An 18514-nucleotide genomic window follows, 5' to 3' on the forward strand; every position below is an offset into this window, starting at 1 on the left:
ACACTCCTGTGGATGCCTTTTATGCTTGTAACTCCTCCTAGTTGTAAAAAACCTACACCTGTCAGCGTGCCCGCCCCAGAGGAAGGGACAACCACAAGGGGATTTTCCCTACTGGACTACTTGCAAAAATACCGCTGTCTGCTGATACTCGATGACGTACAAATGATAAATAGCAGCAGACAACTCGCTGGCAATTATAAACCTGGATATGAAGATTACGGCACACTCTTCAGACAGGTAGCAGAATTATCTCACAACAGTTGTTTAGTGTTGCTCAGTTGGGAAAAACCAAGAGAAATCGCCGCATTAGAAGGCACAAACCAGCCGATTCGCTCATTACAACTCAATGGTTTAGGTGCGGCAGTGGGGGAAATTATCAGAGAAAAAGGTTTAAGTGAAGATGCAAAATTGTCAGAACTAATTGAACAATATAGAGGCAATCCCTTGTGGTTAAAAATAGTTGCTACAATGATTCAAGATTTATTTAACGGCAGCCTATCGGAATTTTTGTCTGACGATACACTATTTTTAGGTGATTTAGAATCTTTACTGCATCAGCCATTTAATCGCTTATCCGAGTCAGAAAAACAGGTAATGTCATGGCTAGCGAGTGAAACCGCACCAGTTTCCATCTCAAAAGTGCCAGAGAATCTGCAATTATCTCGATCGCAATTTTTGAAAGTGATGCAATCCTTGAGGCGGCGTTCATTAATTGAAAAAATCCCGGAGGGCGATCGCACATTTTTCACCCTTTGCCCGATCCTAAAAGAGTATGTCAAAACTAACTCTTCCCGCCCAAACATAGAAAAATAAGCCCGATCTCCCTTATAATATCCTTAGTATTGGGAAGCCAAAAACCATGTCACTCACACAAACCCAAGTAACCTATACTGAAGCTCTGGCCAATCTTGATGAACTGTGCGAACAAGTCATCAGCGATCGCGATGCCATCATCATCACCCGCAAAGACGGCGAAAACGTAGCCTTAATTGCCGCTGACGAGTTGGCAAGCTTATTGGAGACATTGCACCTGCTGCGATCGCCCAAAAACGCGGATCGCTTGTTAAGTGCCCTGAAACAGGCAAAAGCCAGAACAGTCAAACCTCAGACTGTCAGCGAATTGCGCCAGGAGTTGGGACTTGTCGAAGAAGCGTAAACAACCGCCACAAGAAACCGCAGAACCGGAGAAAACCCCTGTTCGCGATGCAGTTTTTAACCCTAAATTCCTAGAAGACCTTACCTATTGGGTGGACGTTGACCGCAAAGTTGCCCTCCGACTTTTAAAATTGGTAGAGGCGATCGTGCGCGATCCCTTCACAGGTATCGGCAAACCAGAACCCCTAAAATATTTGGATGCGGGTACGTGGTCGCGAAGGCTTACTCAAGAACATAGAATAGTTTACTTAGTAAGCGAGAATAGAATTGATTTTCTCCAAGCTCGTTATCATTACGAAGATTAGCCCGAAATAATGAATTGGCTTTTCAGTCCTCTTTTAGAGGACTTTCGCTATGAGACGGGGGTTTTCAACCCCCGGCGGACTTGCGGTTTAGCGAAGGGATTTTAGCGGCAAAATGTGCGATTCCTACGGGATAGCTACGCACGCGCGTACTTTTTCCACATCATTCTCTAATATGGAATCCAATCTAACTTATCGAGCCATTCTTCAGCTTCAGTAGTTTCCCAAATAAAATGAATTGTTTCTGCCCATCTGCCGATACTTCCACTTGGACGCACCCAAACTAATCCCCAACTTTGTCCCCCTGCGGCCCAATGTTCCTCCAAATGTCCGGGCCTACTTTTGCGATTATCCGTCACTAATAGTCGTTTAGATGATTCCAAATAAATGAGAATCTCTGGATCTAATGTTCCGAATGGCGGTGCATTTGCGTCGCCCACCCGTAAAATATCTATCTCCGGTTCAAGTTTTAAAACAGCACTTTTGAGCTTAGGTGGCAAATTTTCATCGAGTAAAAAACGAATTTTCACTTCAGGTTAAGTAACTCCTGTTCTCGCTGTGCTTTGATTGCTCTCAAACGCAATGCTAGAGGAGATGGATTAGCCAACCATTCCTGATAGCGTTCTTCCCGCCACTTCGCCAGCCGCAACATATAAGCATCCATCTGCCTCCGATTTTGCAGATAATAAGTTAGCGTCGCGTAAATCTTCTCTAAATTCAAACTTGGTAATTCTTCCAGAATTTGGTCTGGCGAATATCCATCCAAGTAATATTTAATTACATCGTCAATGCCGATGCGATGTCCTTTGATGCGGATGTCATCGGGGTCGAGAAATTCAAAATAGTCTTCTAATTGCATCGGTTTATCTCCGAATACTTAGTTAATCGCATTTTATCATAAATTGAAAAGGGCGATCGACCTTATATAATAGAAACTTGTTACGATCGCCCTTATCCCCCTATCATGCTTCAAATCCGCCGTCGTCCCCCTAGCACCTCAGTCTCCGTACTCTACCTCAGCTACCAAATCGCCGTACCCGACGCCGAACCCCAGCACATCCTCGAAGAAATCGTCTGGGAAAAAGAAGCTGAAGTCGCCCAAAAGCGCGATCGCACCCCGTTAGCAGATCTTCACAAAAAACTCCCGTTTGCACCGCCCATCCGCGACTTTCTTGCCGCCCTTAAAAACGGCAAAACCACACCCGCTATCATCGCCGAAGTTAAAAAAGCTTCCCCTAGCAAAGGCGTAATTCGTGAAGATTTTGACCCCGTGGCGATCGCCCTAGCTTACCAACAAAACGGCGCCAGTTGCATCTCCGTACTCACCGATGAAAAGTTCTTTCAAGGCAGCTTCGACAACCTCGCTAAAATCCGTGCCGCCGTCGATTTACCCTTACTTTGCAAAGAGTTTATTATCTATCCCTACCAAATTTATCTCGCCCGGATTCACGGTGCCGATGCTGTATTGTTAATCGCCGCCATTCTATCTGACAAAGACTTACAATATTTTGTCAAAATTGTCAAGACTTTGGGCATGACAGCTTTAATAGAAGTTCACACTCTCGAAGAACTCGATCGAGTATTAACCCTACAAGGCGTCAGCCTAATCGGCATCAACAACCGCAACCTAGAAGACTTTTCCGTCAGTTTAGAAACCACCAGTCAACTATTAGCCTCCCGCCAAACCGAAATCCAAGCAAAAGGCATCCTCATAGTCAGCGAGTCAGGAATCCACACTCCCGACGACCTCGCTCAAGTTGCCAGCGCCGGAGCTCAGGCCGTTCTGATCGGCGAATCTCTGGTCAAGCAGCCCGATCCGGGTGCAGCTTTAGCCTCCCTTGCCGATCGCCCTCCCAGCCTGTGAAAGGCGAGACCGCTTGACAAAGCACCCTTAATTCTGATAAAAAATGATTAGGTAGGTAAATAATGAGAATTTCTAGCCTGCATCGACTCAAGCGCTACTGTAAAAAAGAAATAGCACTGAAAGCTATATTGCATAGAAATATTTTGCCAGAAAGCAATTAAATCTATTCTGTAAGCCTGTCGATCGCAAGATTTAGCGTGTCCAACGCACCCAGCCCCGAATATTCGATCGGCAAAGCAGGGGTTATTGTACGGTTAGAAAACAAATAAAAAATCGGGCATCTAATGTTCACCGTGATGCCTCATGCAATTGCAATGGGGTATCGGTTCGCTGAGGTATGTTAGCTTTCATGGAGCCAATCCCCCTTCCTTCGTACATTCATTATGAATTGCTACTTCAATTGTTAGAGCGCAAAACGATGTTTGCTGTCAGTCCACAATCGCCGCAGCAGCAACAAGTGCACCAACTTATTATTACACTGCGTAAAGCCCTTGCCATTCAAAAGCAATTAGAACAAAGCTGCGAGCGATCGAACTTAGCGGTAGAACATCGCTGGGCTCTAAATGAAATTAACCACAAGGGAGTTAAAAGTTAAAAAACTTAGAGTATCGACGCGACGTGACGTATCGTATTTGATTTATTCTATATAACTCCCACAGAAAAACTTAGGACAATATCATGGACAACAAATTAATGCTGATGATTCCCGGCCCGACGCCGGTGCCTGAAGCGGCATTGTTAGCGATGGCAAAACACCCGATGGGCCACCGCAGCAAGGAATTTGACGCGATTTTTGCAGAATGTACCGAAAACCTCAAATGGCTGCACCAAACAAAAAGTGACGTGCTGAGTTTAACGGTTTCTGGTACCGGCGCGATGGAAGCTGGGATAATTAATTTCTTGAGTGCGGGCGATCGAGTTTTAGTCGGCACCAACGGCAAATTTGGTGAACGTTGGGCCGAAGTCGCCGAAGCTTACGGTTTAAACGCCGAAATTATTAAAGCTGAGTGGGGCCAACCTTTAGACCCCGAAAACTTCCGCGAAAAACTCGAAGCAGATACAGAGAAGCAAATCAAAGCTGTCATCATCACCCACTCGGAAACCTCCACCGGCGTCCTCAACGACCTCGAAACCATCAACCGCCACGTTAAGGCCCACGGTGAAGCTTTAATTATGGTCGATGCTGTCACTAGCTTAGGCGCTGTCAATATTCCGATGGACGCTTGGGGCATCGATGTCATTGCGTCGGGTTCTCAGAAAGCTTACATGATTCCTCCAGGTTTGGGTTTTGTGGCAGTCAGTCCCAAAGCTTGGGAAGCTTACAAAACTGCGAAACTGCCCCGCTATTATTTGGATTTGGGCAAATATAGCAAAGACGCTGCCAAAAATACCACTCCTTTTACTCCCCCTGTTAATATGTTTTTTGCCCTGCAAGCATCGCTGCAGATGATGAAAACAGAAGGGTTGGAAAATGTTTTCGCGCGGCACAAACGGTTGATGACAACTACTCGCGCTGCTGTAAAAGCTTTAGGTTTACCGTTGTTTGCCGCTGATGATGCGGCCAGCCCTGCGATTACTTCGGTGATGCCGCCAGCATCTGTAGATGCTCAAAAAGTGCGGACTTTGATGAGAAAGAGATTTGACATTGCTCTCGCCGACGGACAAGACCATTTGAAAGGTAAAATCTTCCGAATCGGTCATTTGGGCTTTGTGTGCGATCGCGATATTCTAGCAGCAATTTCCTCTTTAGAAGTCGTGTTGCGAGAATTGGGTCATGAAGGCTACACTCCTGGTGCCGGCGTTGCCGCTGCTGCCAAATTCTTGGCTGAATCCTAATCCAAGTTATTAAAGGATTTTGGATTTTGGATTCTATCTAAAATCTAAAATCCTTTTAATATGCTTCGGATAACCAATCAAAGATTTTATCCAACTGTTCGAGAGTGACTAAACCGTATTGCCACAGAACCATCGGCAAGGAATTCGGGTCTTGATCACGCTGCCGCTGTTTGTTATCGCCGACACGTTCGGCGACAGCAATTGACGCGGGCGAAATTGCCAAATCTTCTTGTAAAAATCGAATTAATCGAGTGTATTTAGCGGGTGCCATGTGATTTCACCTCTAAGTATAGGACACCATTTTCTGATGTGAACCTGATGTTTTGGATGAGTAATAAGCCAGTTTTAAATTTGTCTTGTTACCGTCGATAGCTTTTAAAACGCTATTAGCGGTTGAACTGCCAAACGTAATGCTGAGTGCTACTGTAAAGCTAACCTTTCCCAAAAAGTGAAAGGTTTTGCAATTTTGCTGATGTCGGCCCGATCAACTGGTAATCGCGATCGAACCTAAACTGAATACCTCGGCATCTTTGGAGCGCGAATCAGAATAAATTCTGCTACCTAAAACTACTAAACCAAGTTCAGAGTTTAACTTCATCTGCCGAAATGCAGAATCCGCAAATCTACTTCGGGAAAATTAGTTAGATATTTCGATCAAACCCGAAACTGCTACCAGAAGGTAAGTTTGCCAATTACCGCCAATTAACTTGGCTCGTAGCATATTACTTTAGATAGGTTTAGTAGATTTTGCTCGATCGCCAGAACTTCCAGAGAATTTCTTTTCGTGTTGCTACACCTTGAGGCTGAGTATCGTCTCTCAGGATTGGTAACGAGTCGCTGACTCGTCTCATACCTGCGACCAACCATCTACAGCTTCCGGAAACAAGCTCAAGTCCTGACTGACTGAGATCGACATCGTAGCAAATCTTTCGGTGTTTGTACTGAATCTTACATTAATATTCTAATAGATTTTATCAATTTTTGTAAAGTTTCTAAATTTTCGCCGGTATTCCGAAGGCAGGGGGATCTCTGGGCGAGGGAAACCGGGGGATTGTTTATTGATCGAGGTTTTCGTTAAAAAACTCGATTTCAATACGATCGCCCACTTTGACACCGAGTTCAGCAGCCCGCCCGCCCCGGAGTTCAATAACTCGATCGACAGCAGTATCGGGCCCGTAGGTAGGACAAGGATCTGCAGTACAAGGAGGTGCAGAAACTTCGATCGCCTCAACCACCCCATCTCGCAGAAAAATCATATCCAGAGAAATCTTGCAATTTTTCATCCAAAAATTGACCCGCCGCGCCGGTTTAAACTCAAACAGCATTCCTCTGTCATCCGGCAAAGAAGTTCTGTACATTAAACCCATAGCCTGCTGTTCCACTGTTTTAGCCACCTCGAGTTCGATTGGGCGATCGGCTATCCGAGCTCTAGCAGAAACAGGCAGCAGTTGACCCGATGTTGTCGCCGTCGGAGACTGCGAGGCCAAAATACCAGTAGCACCAGCATTCGCGACAGGTAAAGTCGGCGAACATCCCAGCAAAAATATACTTACTCCAATACCGAGCAAATTAGTTAAATAACTCATAATGATTTTAGATTGTTAACTGTTGACTGTTGACTGTTGACTGTTGACTGCGTTGAGTGATGACAACTGTCAACTGTCAACTGACAACTGTCAACTGACAACTGACTAATGACTGATGACTGATGACTAATGACTTCTTCAAGCTTCCCGCATCACATAGCCAACACCGCGCACCGTCTGAATCAAGCGCTTTTCGCCCTCATCTTCAATTTTGAGCCGCAGATAGCGGATGTAAACCTCAATCACATTCGACTCGCCCAGAAAGTCGTAACCCCAAACATTTTCCAGAATTTGTTCCCGAGTCAGAACCTCGCGGGGATGTTCCATCAAATACTTTAGCAGCTCAAATTCCTTCATCGTCAGGTCGATCGCCCGTCCATTGCGTAAGGCCCGCCTAGAGGCCAAATCCAAAACTAAATCGCCAAACCTCAATTGTTCGTTGCTGCTGTTATCCGGCTGCAAATACAAGCGCACCAACTGCAAAAACTCCTCAGTGCGGTAAGGTTTGAGAAAATAATCATCCGCCCCAGCTTCCAGACAAGCTACGCGATCGTCAACTGTATCACGACCGACCAATAGCAACACCGGCACCCGATTGCCAATACTTCTGAGGTAAGAACACAGTGAGAGTCCCGACTCAGGGCCAAGTATGCGATCGATTACAATCAAAGCTGGCTGCAATTCACGGGCTAAATGTTGGCCTGTGGCGGTATTAGAAGCCACTACCGGTTCGTAGCCGGAGGATTTTAAGTCGAGACTCAAGTGTCCGGCGAGAACTTCGTCTGTTTCAACTAGCAGGACACAGGGATTGCGATCGAGAGTAATTGCAGCCATTGAATTGACCGATGAAGACCATAACTGTTCTAGCACGTTTGAGGGTTGTTGGTTATTGGTTATTGGGTATTGGTTATTGGTTATTGGTTATTGGTTCGTTCCAATGCTTTTGGCGCCATACCGCATACCTCATACCTCATACCCCATACCCAAGTAACAAATAACAAATAACAAATAACAAATAACAAATAACAAATAACAAATTTTAATTATGACTATCATCGTATTCGGCAGTATCAACATCGACCTAGCAGCAAAAACTCCCCGGTTGCCGCAGCCAGGGGAAACTATCATCGGTAGCAATTTTATCACAGCAGGCGGCGGCAAAGGAGCAAATCAAGCCGTCGCCGCCGCCCGTCTCGGCACTTCCACCCACATCATCGGTCGCGTCGGCAACGATAAATTTGCTGAAGAATTATTGACAAATTTACAATCTTATGGTTTAAGTACAGACAATGTATTAATAGACCAAAACACTCATTCAGGAGTGGCAATTATCGCCGTAGACGAGACAGGTCAAAATAATATTATTGTGATTCCGGGGGCGAATAACAATGTCGGTGAAGCCGAGATAGAACGTCTCAAAAAACTGTTAACAGGAGCTACATCTTTGCTGTTACAGTTAGAAATTCCCCTGGAAGTTGTCCAAAAAGCTGCGAAAGCTGCTCGTCAAGCGGGGGTGCGAGTTATTCTCGATCCAGCACCGGCTAGGGCGGATTTGCCACTGGAACTTTATCCGCTAATTGACATTATCACGCCGAATGAAGTGGAAGCCAGCCAGTTAGTCGGTTTTCGGGTGAATGACACGGAAACCGCGATTGTAGCTGCCAAACAGTTGCAGGAGCGCGGCGTCAAGAATGTTATTGTCAAATTGGGCGATCGCGGGGCTGTTGCTGTGACTGCGGAGGAAACGTTTTTTGTACCGGCTTTTGCTGTGGAGGCGATCGACACTGTGGCTGCTGGCGATGCTTTTAACGGCGGGTTAGCCTCTGCATTAGATGCCGGTCTGTCCTTGTCAGAAGCGGTGCGGTGGGGCGCAGCAGCGGGCGCTCTGTGCACAACTAAAGTGGGTGCTCAAGGTGCTATGTGCGATCGGGCAACTTTTGATAAATTTTTGCAGAATTTAACTTGAATTTGTCAGGTGCGTTAGTTGAATTTGTCAGGTGCGCCTTCCGCACCCTACTTTGACTTGTAAAGCTAATTCGCCGCTGGTTTGCATCATCTCTGTCTGTCCTGTAGTCTACGGGGAGATAAAGAAGATATTGCCTGTAGGGACACAACTTTGTTCATTTGTGTCAACTTAACGTTAAACCGATAGTCCGACAGGGGTTGAAACCCCTGCCTCAAAGCTAAAGTCCTCTCAAGAGGACTGATATCAAATCCGTTAGCATCGGAATTATTCATCTCTCTGTTCTCTTCCTCTGCGTTCTCTGCGTACTCTGCGGTTTAATCATTCCAATCCAACCGGAATTGATATGAGAATAAAAATTTTTAAACTCATTAGTCCTCTTCAGAGGACTTTAGCTATTAGACAGGGAATTCATTCCCTGGCGGACTGGCGGACTACCGGGTGGGCCGGCTGACAGCTTAATTTGACACCTATGAACACTGTTGTGTCCTTCATAACTTTAACTACTTTAGCTTTAACCCTTCGGCCGCTGAATAATTGTTTCAACTACCCGCCGCTTGACTTTTGGATCGATACCAATCAGCCGCACATATTCGCCGCCGTGTTCCGCCAAACAAGTTTCTAAAGATGCAACCACATCTTTTTCTTGTTCAGTTTTAATCGTCGCGCAACTTTGCCAAGAACCAGTTTTAAATCGGCGATTATCTGCATATTCCATGCCTATTTTGCAGCCTCTTGCTAATAACTGCTTTATTTGTTCCAATACCTCGGAACTCAGCCGCGCCGCATGACCGTTACCCGCTTCAGAGCTTGGCTCGACGTAAGCCTTATAATATTTGGATGACGGGTCGTTTAATTCACTTTGCGTGGGCGCAGCAGCAGGGGCATTGGGGGTTCCTTGAACGTTAAAAAGCCGCGATTGGTTGTATTCATCTACTAAGCGCATTTCCTTAATCCGCTTTTGTTGGCCCACCATCAAACTGCCCATTTCTAATAAATGAGCGAGGCTGAAATTCGGGTTATGGAAATCTGGCGCTGCTTCTAAAGTGTTTACCAAACGCTTGGAAACTCGCTCGATTCCTACTTTGTGAATGAATTCGCGGATTTGTTCGTCGTAAATGCGCGATCGCAAAGCGCTAAAAAAGTCGATCGCCTGATCGGCAAAATTATCCACTAACGCCACAATATCGGTTTTTGACAATTTGTCCGACTCAAAAATTCCCCCAACAATGCCAATTTTATCATCCCGGCTGGGTTCCCAATAAAACTTTTCCATCCGCCCGTCGCGAATCAGCGGCGCGTACAGCGTAGAAAAATCATTTCCGGTGACAATAATCGGCACTCGGTGCAGTGGCGTACTGTCATAACTTCCCGGTAACTGCACGTTAGTTGGATTATCAGCAATATTCATCAGAGTCGCATTGACCATCTGAGTATTGACAGTATATTGAGTAGTAGTATCGAACCTTCCCGCACCGGCATCCAAATCGTTAATAAAGATGGCGCACATCTCGCCCCGCACCCTAATTTGCTCCGCAGCTTCCCGGTAGCGCAAGCGAATTAAACGCGCCGGATCTCCTGCATCCGGGCTTTCTAATTCCCCACCAGATATCATCACCGGTTCAAAGCCCATTCGCCGAAAAACCAGTTCGGTTTGAAAAGTTTTGCCTTCTCCTTTGCGGCCGTGAATTCCCAAAATTAGGGGAACTCTTACCCCTGGTAAATTTAAAAAGTTCTTAGTGACGTGCACCGCAACTTTATCGAGAAAGTTAGGAGAAATGTAATAACTCATCAGTAGATTTGTGAGGGATTAATTGTTGTTACTGTTATGATTTTATGACAAAACTAACAGCCTGCACCGCTAACCTGGATTTTTACCGTACAATCGAGGTCTGCATATTATGTGTTAAGGAGCGATTCGTGAGTCCAGAAACCTTATTAAAAGAACCAAGCGTGCAAGCCGAAGCCAGTCTCTTCAGTTCTGAGAGCTTCGACAGCTATGTAATGACAACTTACGGGCGTTTTGCGATCGCCCTAGAACGGGGCCTCGGCTGCCGCGTTTGGGATACCGAGGGCCGCGAATATCTCGATTTTGTGGCGGGTATTGCTACCTGCACTCTGGGACACGCGCACCCGGCAATGATTGCAGCGGTAACTCAGCAAATTCAGACCCTACACCACGTTTCTAACCTTTATTACATCCCCCTACAGGGCGAGCTGGCGAAGTGGCTTGTAGACCATTCTTGCGCTGACAGAGCCTTTTTTTGCAACTCCGGCGCGGAAGCTAATGAAGCGGCCATTAAACTCGCCCGCAAATACGCCCACGAAAAATTAAATATCTCGAATCCGACAATCATTACCGCTGTTGCGAGTTTCCACGGGCGGACTTTGGCGACAATTACGGCAACGGGACAGCCTAAATACCAGAAGGGTTTTAGCCCCTTGGTGCCCGGATTTCACTACGTGCCCTACAACGATATTAGTGCGATCGAAAGTGCGATCGAGCAACTCGACAAAGACGAACGCCAAGTAGCTGCAATTATGCTGGAAGCGCTGCAAGGCGAAGGCGGAGTTCGCCCCGGAGATATCGCCTACTTCCAGCGAATTCGGGAAATTTGCGACGAAAAAGGTATTTTGCTGATTCTCGACGAAGTGCAAGTCGGGATGGGACGCAGTGGCAAATACTGGGGCTACGAAAACCTCGGCATTGAACCGGATATCTTTACATCTGCGAAAGGGTTAGGTGGCGGTATCCCGATCGGCGCTATGCTGTGCAAATCTGACTGCGATGTATTTGAACCGGGAAGTCACGCCAGCACTTTCGGCGGCAATCCTTTTGCTTGCGCTGTAGCTTTGTGCGTGTGCCAAACTTTAGAACGGGAAAACCTTCTAGAAAACGTGCAGCAGCGCGGTGAACAGTTGAAAGCAGGGCTCAACAAGTTGGCGGCCGAATATCCGCATTTAATTGCCGAAGTGCGCGGCTGGGGTTTGATTGTCGGGATGGAATTGCAAGCTGACATCGAACTTACATCCGCTGATATCGTCAAATCTGCCATCGCCGCAGGAGTGTTGTTGGTTCCCGCAGGGCCGAAAGTGCTGAGATTTGTCCCGCCGCTGATTGTCACTGCAGCTGAAGTCGATCGAGCTCTGCAGGCAGTGGAATCAGCGCTGCGCTCTCAAGCGGTACAGTAGAATCTACGAAGTTGATTTTTGTTAGCTGTAGCGCTGCAACTCGCGCCATATCCTAGATAACTCACTTACTCCAGGACACACTCTTCCTCAGAAACCGGGTTTCTTTCGAGATTTCTCGTTACTAAGGATCGCGAATTAAATAATTTACACTCTTGAAAGTGGGGAGTAGGGGTTGGGCTTATAGCCCGCCCTTTCTGGAGGGGCTATAAGAGCCCATCCCACAATAACCATCACGCATTGTAAGTTATTTAATTCTCATTCCTAAACCCCATAGTTTCCCAGAAACCGGGTTTCTTAGCGTAAGTCCGATCGGGGTAAAAGTAAACCCGTCCCGCTGCAAGTCTGTCGGGGCGGGTTTGTCAAGTTTAGAAATGTCGGTGAAACCTGCGCTGACAGACTGACGGCGCCTTTAACCAGGATTTTACTCAAGAGCAACGCGCAAAATCGTACTATTAGCCATTGTAGGTGCTAGTTTCGCTATGTGAGTGTCTGTTGGGACTTGTGAATCCTGGTTTAACTATTTCGCGCCCTTCCCACTAAACCGACTACCGTTATAGTGGGAAGGGCGGGTGACGACTATTGCATCCTCAAGTAATTTTGGCGATCGCTTTCAAGAGAGAAAATATGTAATCCTCGTCACAAAATTTTTTCGTAATGCTTTGCTCATCAACTGTATATTGTGAGAGAATAGAAGAACCAAGGAGGTGATGTTGATTGCTACACAAGGCTATCCAAGTTCGTTTCTATCCTACCCAAAATCAACAAATACAAGTAGCTTCAACTTTTGGGGGTGCGCGTTGGTGGTCTAATTATGGTCAAAATAAATCAATTGAAGTTTATAAAAAAACTGGTAAAGGACTTGGCTGTTCCGGGCTCAACACACTTTTACCTGCTCTCAAAAAAATCGATAAAAGTGGATGGTTAGGTGAGTTTTACAGCAAATTTTGGCAAGTTACTACGCTCAAATTAACCAATGCCTACAACTTTTTTGGTAATGAATTGGGTGGGTTTTATAAGTTCCCATCTCAAGATAAAAAACAGTTATTTCAGTCTCCTCAAAACGTGAAATTTGTAGCGGTTGCTAGGATGTTCCGGTATAGGGAAATAACTAAACCAAAAATAAATAGATATAGATTAAGTGAGGGTAAAATTCATAATTCAATTATTAGTAAAAAAGATTCAGGGAAATATAGCAATCCTCAATCAATTGTAAAAATATGTAGGGGTAGTGCCCCCGTGCCTACCCCAGCCAAGGCGGGGCAACCAGGGAGGGTTTGCCCCTACAATAATTACACAAATCATTTAGGATTGCTATATCTGGCATCTATACTGACTGAAATAAAAGCTGAGAACCAGACAACAAAAGAAGGTAGGATTGCGGGCCTTGATTTAGTATTGAAATACTTTGCTATTGTCCCCGATGATGAAAAAGTATCTAAATATGACTTTAATGCTAAGCATTTTGCCAAGCGCGAGAAGAACTTGAAGGGTAAGCAGCAAAAGTTAACAGACCAGCAGAAAAGAAGTAATTCTGAATACAAATATATAAAAGGTGTGGCTAAGGTATGCGAACGGTTTAGGGAATTGTGGTCAGATTTTATTGTAGGTAAACTTAGTTATAAGTTGGTCAGCGATCGCCTCGCGGTCATAGTAGAAAAGTTTTATTTCTGGGACAGGATTCGCAATCAAAATTTGTTCAAAGCAAGATCAGAGGAGGTTTTGAGAAGTTTTACCAACTTCTTAGCCTACAAGTTCGATCGCAAAGGCGGGAACTTAGTTGAGATTGATAGAGGGTTTTCCAGTTCCAAAATCGGTTCTAATTGTTTCCATCAAATGACCGAGATGCCATTAGATATGAGGGAAGGGACTTGTCCTCACTGTGCTACCGATCGCGATCGGGAGGGGAACGCAGCGATAAAGATGAAAGCAGAAGCTATCAAAATACTAAAGGCGGAAGGTTCAGCCGTTTCTGCTTTAGGATGCGAGGTAAGACCAAAGCTGGGACGAAAGTCTCCGCTAAGGCACTCGCCTATGAGTACAGAAGCCCCTACTATATTCGGTACTACGATTTAGGGGTGGGTAGTTCACTTGGTTGCACAGAATCAGCGCTCCTATGGTTAATAGTTTGGCGGAATGCACGATGGACGAACAGCGTCGCAAAACTGATGTTAATATGCTCCAAGCGCTGCTGGAAAATCCTGGGGACTCAGGAATAGATTTGATTTTGAGGACGAACCCAAAGTCGATCGACTTTGGGTTCGTGCAAACGCTTTATTTGGAAGAAGTGGTACTGACGCGAGAAAGCTTGCTGAAAGCTGCAAAATTTTTCCAAAGGGCGATCGCACCCTTAGAGTCTGCAAAAGGGAATTATAAATTGCCCGCAACCGGGGCAGCATATCTGGCTTTTTTAGCAGAAGTATTGCAAGCAGTGGCGCGCGGTGCTGATTCGCAGCACCTGTACTCACTGCTGAGAAACAATTTAGACAAACTCGACCAGAATTTCGCAGAACTGCTGCGCCACTGGGCTAATTTGGTGTTCTCTGCTGCCAAAGAATCGGAGACTAGGCGCATTGCAGCCTTAATCGGCAATCTGAGCAACAAAATTGGGCGGTTTCCCCTCGGCAGCAAAGCTCATAACTTGGAAATCGAAATTGCAGGTTACGAAACAGTTGCTAAGGTGTTTACCCGCAAAGACTTTCCCCAAGAATGGGCGGTGATGCAAAACAATCTGGGCAACGCTTACACCGATCGTCCCAAAGGTGATAAGGCTCAAAATATCGAACAGGCGATCGCTTGCTTTGAAAATGCCCTACAAGTACGCACTCCCGAACAGTACCCGGAACAGTGGGCGACGCTGCAAAACAATCTGGGCAACGCTTACAGCGAGCGTCTCAGGGGAGATCCGGCAGACAATCTAGAACACGCGATCGCCTGCTATCAAAACGCGCTGCTAGTTCGCAGCCGCGAGGCTTTCGGCCAAGAGTGGGCGAGCACTCAAAACAATCTCGGCCGTGCTTACAGTCGGCGGCTGCGGGGCAACCGATCTGAAAATCTGGAACTGGCAGTCGCTTGCTACCACAATGCTTTGCAAGTCTACAACCGCAAGGTGTTTCCCCGGCGTTGGGCTACAACTCAAAATAATTTGGCAAATGCTTACTGCGAGTTGCTGCGGGGCAACCGAGCTGAAAATCTCGAATACGCGGTTACGTGCTATCAGAGAGCTTTGCAGGTGCGGACTCGGGAAGCTTTTCCGCAGCAGTGGGCGACGACTCAAAGGAATTTGGGCCGGGTGTTTGTCGATCGCATTAAAGGCGATCCGGTGGAAAATTTGGAAATGGCGATCGTCTGCTATCAAAATGCTTTACAAGTCTACACCCGCATCAAATTTCCGGAAGCCTGGGCTTCGATCCAAACTTACCTCGGTAGGATCTACAGTCGGCGGGTGAAAGGGGAAAAAGCCGAAAATATGGAAATGGCGATCGCCTGCTATCAAAATGCTTTGCTGTTTTGCAACCGCCAAAAATCTCCAGAACGCTGGGCAATGCTGTGTGCCTACCTCGGCCGCGCTTTCTGCGAACACGTGAAAGGGGAAAAAAACCGCAACCTCAAAAGCGCGATCGCCTGCTATCAAAATGCGGGCGAAGTCTACACCAGGCAGGCATATCCCAACCGCTGGGCCATGCTGCAAATTTATCTCGGCAGGGCTTATTCGCAACTGACTGAGGCGGAAAACTTGTCCCACATGGAAAGCGCGATCGGCTGCTATCACAGCGCCACCCAAGTCTACACTCGCGAAACCTATCCCCACCGCTGGGCTGAAATTTTATTTTATTTGGGTCAAGCTTACAGAGTTCGAGGCGACTTGCTTCGCGCCTATGGGGTTTTTACTGCTGCTGTTGATACTGTGGAATTCCTGCGTTGCGAAGTTGGCGTTGATACAGTCGATTTTGGCGATCAGACGAGTACCCCAAAAGTCAAATTAACCCGCACCTGGGCTGGACTCTATAAATGCCTGGTGCAAGTTTGCCTGGAACTCGGCGCCAGCCAACCTGAATATTACGCTAAGGCTTTGGAATACGCCGAACGCCACAAAAATCGGAATTTGGTAGAACTGCTGGTTAAATGCCACTTGACTCCGAAAGCCGAAATTCCTGCAGCGGTGCGAAGCGAGTTGGAGTCGCTGCAACTGGAAATAGCGGGGGAACAGCGGCACCAAGAACAGGGAGAACCTGAGCCCAACACAACTTTGATTTCTGAGGGCGATAGCCAAGGTTTGAACAGCGGTTCTCTGCTGCCAAACTCGGACTTCATGCACTTAAATCAATTGTGGAAGCAGTTTGATAGGTTGATTGCGCGGGAGGTGCAGGCAAACGATCCTTTCTTCAGCCTAGCTCACAAAGTTGAACCGATCGCCTTCGAGCAAATTCGCCAATTGTTGCCTGATGACAATTGCGCTGCTGTGGTGTGGGCGAGTTTGGGGGAGTTGCTGGTTGCTTTTGTGGTGGTAAAGAGTGCACAATATCCCGCCGTTCACCTGTGTTCGTCGGAAAATGCTTTGGCTGCCGAAAGTTGGGGCCAGGAGTACCTCACCGCTTATTCTGAACAAAAAGGTCGCTGGATCAATCATCTCCAGACTCGCCTCAAACGCTTGGCTACGATGCTGGAAATTGATCGAGTGGTGGCGCTGATTCCCGATAATTGCGATCGGCTGATTTTTGTGCCGCACCGATTTTTGCACGCTTTGCCACTCCACGCTTTGCCTCTGGCTGCGAGAGACGGGTTTGAGGACGGTGGGGGAATTTTTAGGTCTGGGTGGAGCGATCGCAGCGGTTTTGATGTGGAAACCTACAGCCTTTCGGATTTTTCTCAAAGTTCGTCTTTTGGCGACGTTGCAGCGCCTGCTGCTTATTTGATCGATCGATTTCCCGGAGGAATTCGCTATGCTCCTAGCTGTCAGCTATTGTTGTTGAGACAAAGTGCACACGGAGCGGCTATTGGTCGGTACAGACCGGGTTTGCAGCAGCTTTTGGCAATTCCAACTTTCACCAGAGATGCGTTCTACAGCAACATTGAAATCGGCAAGATTTCCCAGTATTTTGCCAGTACAGAAGTTGTGCGCCATAAGCCGGCAATTAAAGAGGCTTTTTCCCCAGAAATGTCGGCGAATAATGGGGATTTGCCCCAGGAAATAGGGCAGTTGCAGCAGAAAAAATGCGCTCATTTTGCTTGTTTGAGTTTGCTTAATTTGGCTTGGCCTCTGAAATCCGCAGTGTTTTTGAGGAATGATTCTCTGAGTTTGGAGGAAATTTTTAATCTGGATTTTAGACAATATTTTTTAGTTACTTTATCGGGTTGCGAAATTGCCGCTGGCGGAGTTAGCGGTGCTGGAGGAGATTTTGTGGGTTTGTCGGCGGGTTTGTTGTATGCTGGCACGTCTAGTGTGGTTAGCAGTCTTTGGAAGGTGAACGATGTTTCTACGCTGCTGCTGACTAGCAAGTTTTATGAAAATCTGGGACGGTTTTCTCGGTTGCAGGTGGGAGATGTGGCGATCGCGCTGGGGGACGCTCAAAGGTGGCTGCGGGATTTGACTAGCGAGGAATTGGAGGTGTTGCTGGCGGATTTTCAACCTCAAATTTCGCAAATGTTCGATCGGCTTTCTCAAAGTTCTCGCCTGATTGCGGAGGCTTCTTTGCAGCAAATTCGCAACCGCAAACCCTATCCTTTTGCTAATCCTTATTATTGGGCGGCTTTTACGGCGGCTGGGGTTTAGTCATTAGTGATTAGTCATTAGTCATCAGTCATCAGTCATTAGTCATCAGTCAACAGTCATCAGTCAACCATTACTCACAAGTTAAGCTAAAAGCACTATTGTCAATGAGTAAAATTACTCATCTTTTACCTGTTGACCCAATTAAAATATGACTCCATTTGTTCATTCGTTATTGAAAAAAAATTGTTCGGGACTTCTTTGAGTTCCAGGGAAAGGAGAAATAATTAGCCTGACATGAGGTTTTCGCTGTCGCTTAACAATCCCTAAATCTTGATTTTTATCGGCGGCAAAATACTTAACTAAGTCCGAAGCTAATCCTTTTTGATAGGCAACAGAGAAATGATACATACCCCGATAAATCATTTCTAATGAAATCCGTTCAATTGGTACTCCTAATTCATCGGCAACTGCATCTCCTAAATCTACTAAAACCGCATAAAATAGCCAAGTCCCCCAGATTTGGAGCTTGATTCCGTTTAATGAACCTGTCCATAAATAGCTGAGATTTAATAATCTTTTTACTGTACAAAATGCCTCTTCAATTCGCCAGCGTCTTTGATATAAATCTGCTACTACATAAGGGGGAAATATTTCAGGTTCTCGGACACTTGTCAGATAAGAACGCCAGGAACTCTTAGAGCGAATCTGTACTAATCTTATAGTCAAAGCTGGTGTCTTTTTTGTCCCTGCACCTATTTTAATTATCTGGTCTTTGATATCATAGGTATTTGTTAATACCCGCTCTACCTGATAAGATGCACCTTTCTTGATTCGAGTGATAAATCCAATTTCTTTAGAAATGAGTTTTGACCAAAAAGCGAAGTGATAGAAGCCTCTGTCCAATAA

16 protein-coding genes and 1 pseudogene are annotated in these 18514 nt (G+C 46.2%); 10 read left to right on the forward strand and 7 right to left on the reverse strand.

Annotated features, from left to right (window positions below; genetic code table 11):
* The 3 genes and pseudogenes from QUA83_RS27630 to QUA83_RS27640 all read left to right on the forward strand — a co-directional run.
* Nucleotides 1–813, forward strand: a pseudogene (locus QUA83_RS27630) (ATPase); the annotation flags it as partial.
* Nucleotides 814–859: 46 nt separating this feature from the next.
* Nucleotides 860–1156: a type II toxin-antitoxin system Phd/YefM family antitoxin gene (locus QUA83_RS27635; protein ID WP_333297199.1), complete on the forward strand. Its 297-nt coding sequence runs from the start codon at nucleotides 860–862 to the stop codon at nucleotides 1154–1156.
* Complete coding sequence (locus QUA83_RS27640; RefSeq protein WP_333297201.1) at nucleotides 1140–1460, forward strand: Txe/YoeB family addiction module toxin; 321 nt, start codon at nucleotides 1140–1142, stop codon at nucleotides 1458–1460. The genes QUA83_RS27635 and QUA83_RS27640 overlap by 17 nt, the downstream gene beginning before the upstream one ends.
* 167 nt (nucleotides 1461–1627) lie before the next feature.
* Here QUA83_RS27640 and QUA83_RS27645 read toward each other — a convergent pair whose 3' ends face one another.
* Both QUA83_RS27645 and QUA83_RS27650 read right to left on the reverse strand, forming a co-directional pair.
* Entirely contained in the window at nucleotides 1628–1987 is a 360-nt protein-coding gene (locus tag QUA83_RS27645) for a DUF5615 family PIN-like protein (protein ID WP_333297202.1), read from the reverse strand.
* On the reverse strand, nucleotides 1984–2316 hold the full coding sequence (locus tag QUA83_RS27650) for a DUF433 domain-containing protein (RefSeq protein ID WP_333055073.1): 333 nt from the start codon (nucleotides 2314–2316) through the stop codon (nucleotides 1984–1986). Before QUA83_RS27650 ends, QUA83_RS27645 begins: the two co-directional genes overlap by 4 nt.
* Before the next feature lie 105 nt (nucleotides 2317–2421).
* Between QUA83_RS27650 and trpC the strand changes: the two genes are divergently transcribed.
* From trpC to QUA83_RS27665, 3 genes are all read left to right on the forward strand, one after another.
* The gene (gene trpC, locus QUA83_RS27655; protein WP_333297203.1) at nucleotides 2422–3321 is read left to right on the forward strand and encodes an indole-3-glycerol phosphate synthase TrpC; all 900 of its coding nucleotides are present in this window, start codon (nucleotides 2422–2424) and stop codon (nucleotides 3319–3321) included.
* A gap of 349 nt (nucleotides 3322–3670) precedes the next feature.
* Nucleotides 3671–3916 carry a DUF5340 domain-containing protein gene (locus tag QUA83_RS27660; protein WP_333055069.1) on the forward strand — a complete coding sequence of 82 codons (246 nt, stop codon included), beginning with the start codon at nucleotides 3671–3673 and terminating at the stop codon, nucleotides 3914–3916.
* 83 nt (nucleotides 3917–3999) lie between these two features.
* A complete protein-coding gene (locus QUA83_RS27665) occupies nucleotides 4000–5157 on the forward strand; it encodes an alanine--glyoxylate aminotransferase family protein (RefSeq protein WP_333297204.1) in 1158 nt (385 codons plus the stop codon).
* A gap of 55 nt (nucleotides 5158–5212) precedes the next feature.
* On the opposite strand, the gene QUA83_RS27670 is transcribed toward QUA83_RS27665, so the two are convergent.
* The 3 genes from QUA83_RS27670 to nblR all read right to left on the reverse strand — a co-directional run bounded on the left by QUA83_RS27670 (nucleotide 5213) and on the right by nblR (nucleotide 7577).
* Complete coding sequence (locus tag QUA83_RS27670; RefSeq protein WP_333095284.1) at nucleotides 5213–5428, reverse strand: DUF2949 domain-containing protein; 216 nt, start codon at nucleotides 5426–5428, stop codon at nucleotides 5213–5215.
* A gap of 784 nt (nucleotides 5429–6212) precedes the next feature.
* Nucleotides 6213–6743, reverse strand: a complete 531-nt coding sequence (locus tag QUA83_RS27675; protein WP_333297206.1) for a DUF192 domain-containing protein — start codon at nucleotides 6741–6743, stop codon at nucleotides 6213–6215.
* Between the two features lie 138 nt (nucleotides 6744–6881).
* Complete coding sequence (nblR, locus tag QUA83_RS27680; RefSeq protein WP_333297208.1) at nucleotides 6882–7577, reverse strand: response regulator transcription factor NblR; 696 nt, start codon at nucleotides 7575–7577, stop codon at nucleotides 6882–6884.
* A gap of 211 nt (nucleotides 7578–7788) precedes the next feature.
* Between nblR and rbsK the strand changes: the two genes are divergently transcribed.
* A complete protein-coding gene (gene rbsK / locus QUA83_RS27685; protein ID WP_333297211.1) occupies nucleotides 7789–8709 on the forward strand; it encodes a ribokinase in 921 nt (306 codons plus the stop codon).
* A gap of 511 nt (nucleotides 8710–9220) precedes the next feature.
* On the opposite strand, the gene QUA83_RS27690 is transcribed toward rbsK, so the two are convergent.
* Complete coding sequence (locus tag QUA83_RS27690; RefSeq protein WP_333297213.1) at nucleotides 9221–10498, reverse strand: ribulose bisphosphate carboxylase small subunit; 1278 nt, start codon at nucleotides 10496–10498, stop codon at nucleotides 9221–9223.
* Nucleotides 10499–10626: 128 nt separating this feature from the next.
* Here QUA83_RS27690 and QUA83_RS27695 point away from each other — a divergent pair, with 128 nt between their 5' ends.
* From QUA83_RS27695 to QUA83_RS27705, 3 genes are all read left to right on the forward strand, one after another.
* Nucleotides 10627–11898 (forward strand): aspartate aminotransferase family protein, encoded by a 1272-nt coding sequence (locus QUA83_RS27695; RefSeq protein ID WP_333297215.1) that lies wholly within the window; start codon nucleotides 10627–10629, stop codon nucleotides 11896–11898.
* Nucleotides 11899–12612: 714 nt separating this feature from the next.
* Entirely contained in the window at nucleotides 12613–13971 is a 1359-nt protein-coding gene (locus tag QUA83_RS27700; protein WP_333297217.1) for a transposase, read from the forward strand.
* Nucleotides 13972–14011: 40 nt separating this feature from the next.
* A complete protein-coding gene (locus QUA83_RS27705; protein ID WP_333297218.1) occupies nucleotides 14012–17668 on the forward strand; it encodes a CHAT domain-containing protein in 3657 nt (1218 codons plus the stop codon).
* 162 nt (nucleotides 17669–17830) lie between these two features.
* On the opposite strand, the gene QUA83_RS27710 is transcribed toward QUA83_RS27705, so the two are convergent.
* Nucleotides 17831–18514 (reverse strand): transposase (locus QUA83_RS27710; RefSeq protein WP_333297220.1); only part of this gene is annotated, 684 nt, incomplete at its 5' end.

This window comes from Microcoleus sp. K1-B1 (assembly GCF_036704705.1).
Classification (GTDB): Bacteria; Cyanobacteriota; Cyanobacteriia; order Cyanobacteriales; family Microcoleaceae; genus Microcoleus.

What these genes read in the sequence shown, in the direction of transcription:
- QUA83_RS27635 (WP_333297199.1), top strand. Translation starts at nt 860, where the DNA reads ATGTCACTCACACAAACCCAAGTAACCTATACTGAAGCTCTGGCCAAT.
- QUA83_RS27660 (WP_333055069.1), top strand. Translation starts at nt 3,671, where the DNA reads ATGGAGCCAATCCCCCTTCCTTCGTACATTCATTATGAATTGCTACTT.
- QUA83_RS27675 (WP_333297206.1), bottom strand. Translation starts at nt 6,743, where the DNA reads ATGAGTTATTTAACTAATTTGCTCGGTATTGGAGTAAGTATATTTTTG.
- QUA83_RS27670 (WP_333095284.1), bottom strand. Translation starts at nt 5,428, where the DNA reads ATGGCACCCGCTAAATACACTCGATTAATTCGATTTTTACAAGAAGAT.
- nblR (WP_333297208.1), bottom strand. Translation starts at nt 7,577, where the DNA reads ATGGCTGCAATTACTCTCGATCGCAATCCCTGTGTCCTGCTAGTTGAA.
- QUA83_RS27665 (WP_333297204.1), top strand. Translation starts at nt 4,000, where the DNA reads ATGGACAACAAATTAATGCTGATGATTCCCGGCCCGACGCCGGTGCCT.
- trpC (WP_333297203.1), top strand. Translation starts at nt 2,422, where the DNA reads ATGCTTCAAATCCGCCGTCGTCCCCCTAGCACCTCAGTCTCCGTACTC.
- QUA83_RS27650 (WP_333055073.1), bottom strand. Translation starts at nt 2,316, where the DNA reads ATGCAATTAGAAGACTATTTTGAATTTCTCGACCCCGATGACATCCGC.
- rbsK (WP_333297211.1), top strand. Translation starts at nt 7,789, where the DNA reads ATGACTATCATCGTATTCGGCAGTATCAACATCGACCTAGCAGCAAAA.
- QUA83_RS27690 (WP_333297213.1), bottom strand. Translation starts at nt 10,498, where the DNA reads ATGAGTTATTACATTTCTCCTAACTTTCTCGATAAAGTTGCGGTGCAC.
- QUA83_RS27705 (WP_333297218.1), top strand. Translation starts at nt 14,012, where the DNA reads ATGGTTAATAGTTTGGCGGAATGCACGATGGACGAACAGCGTCGCAAA.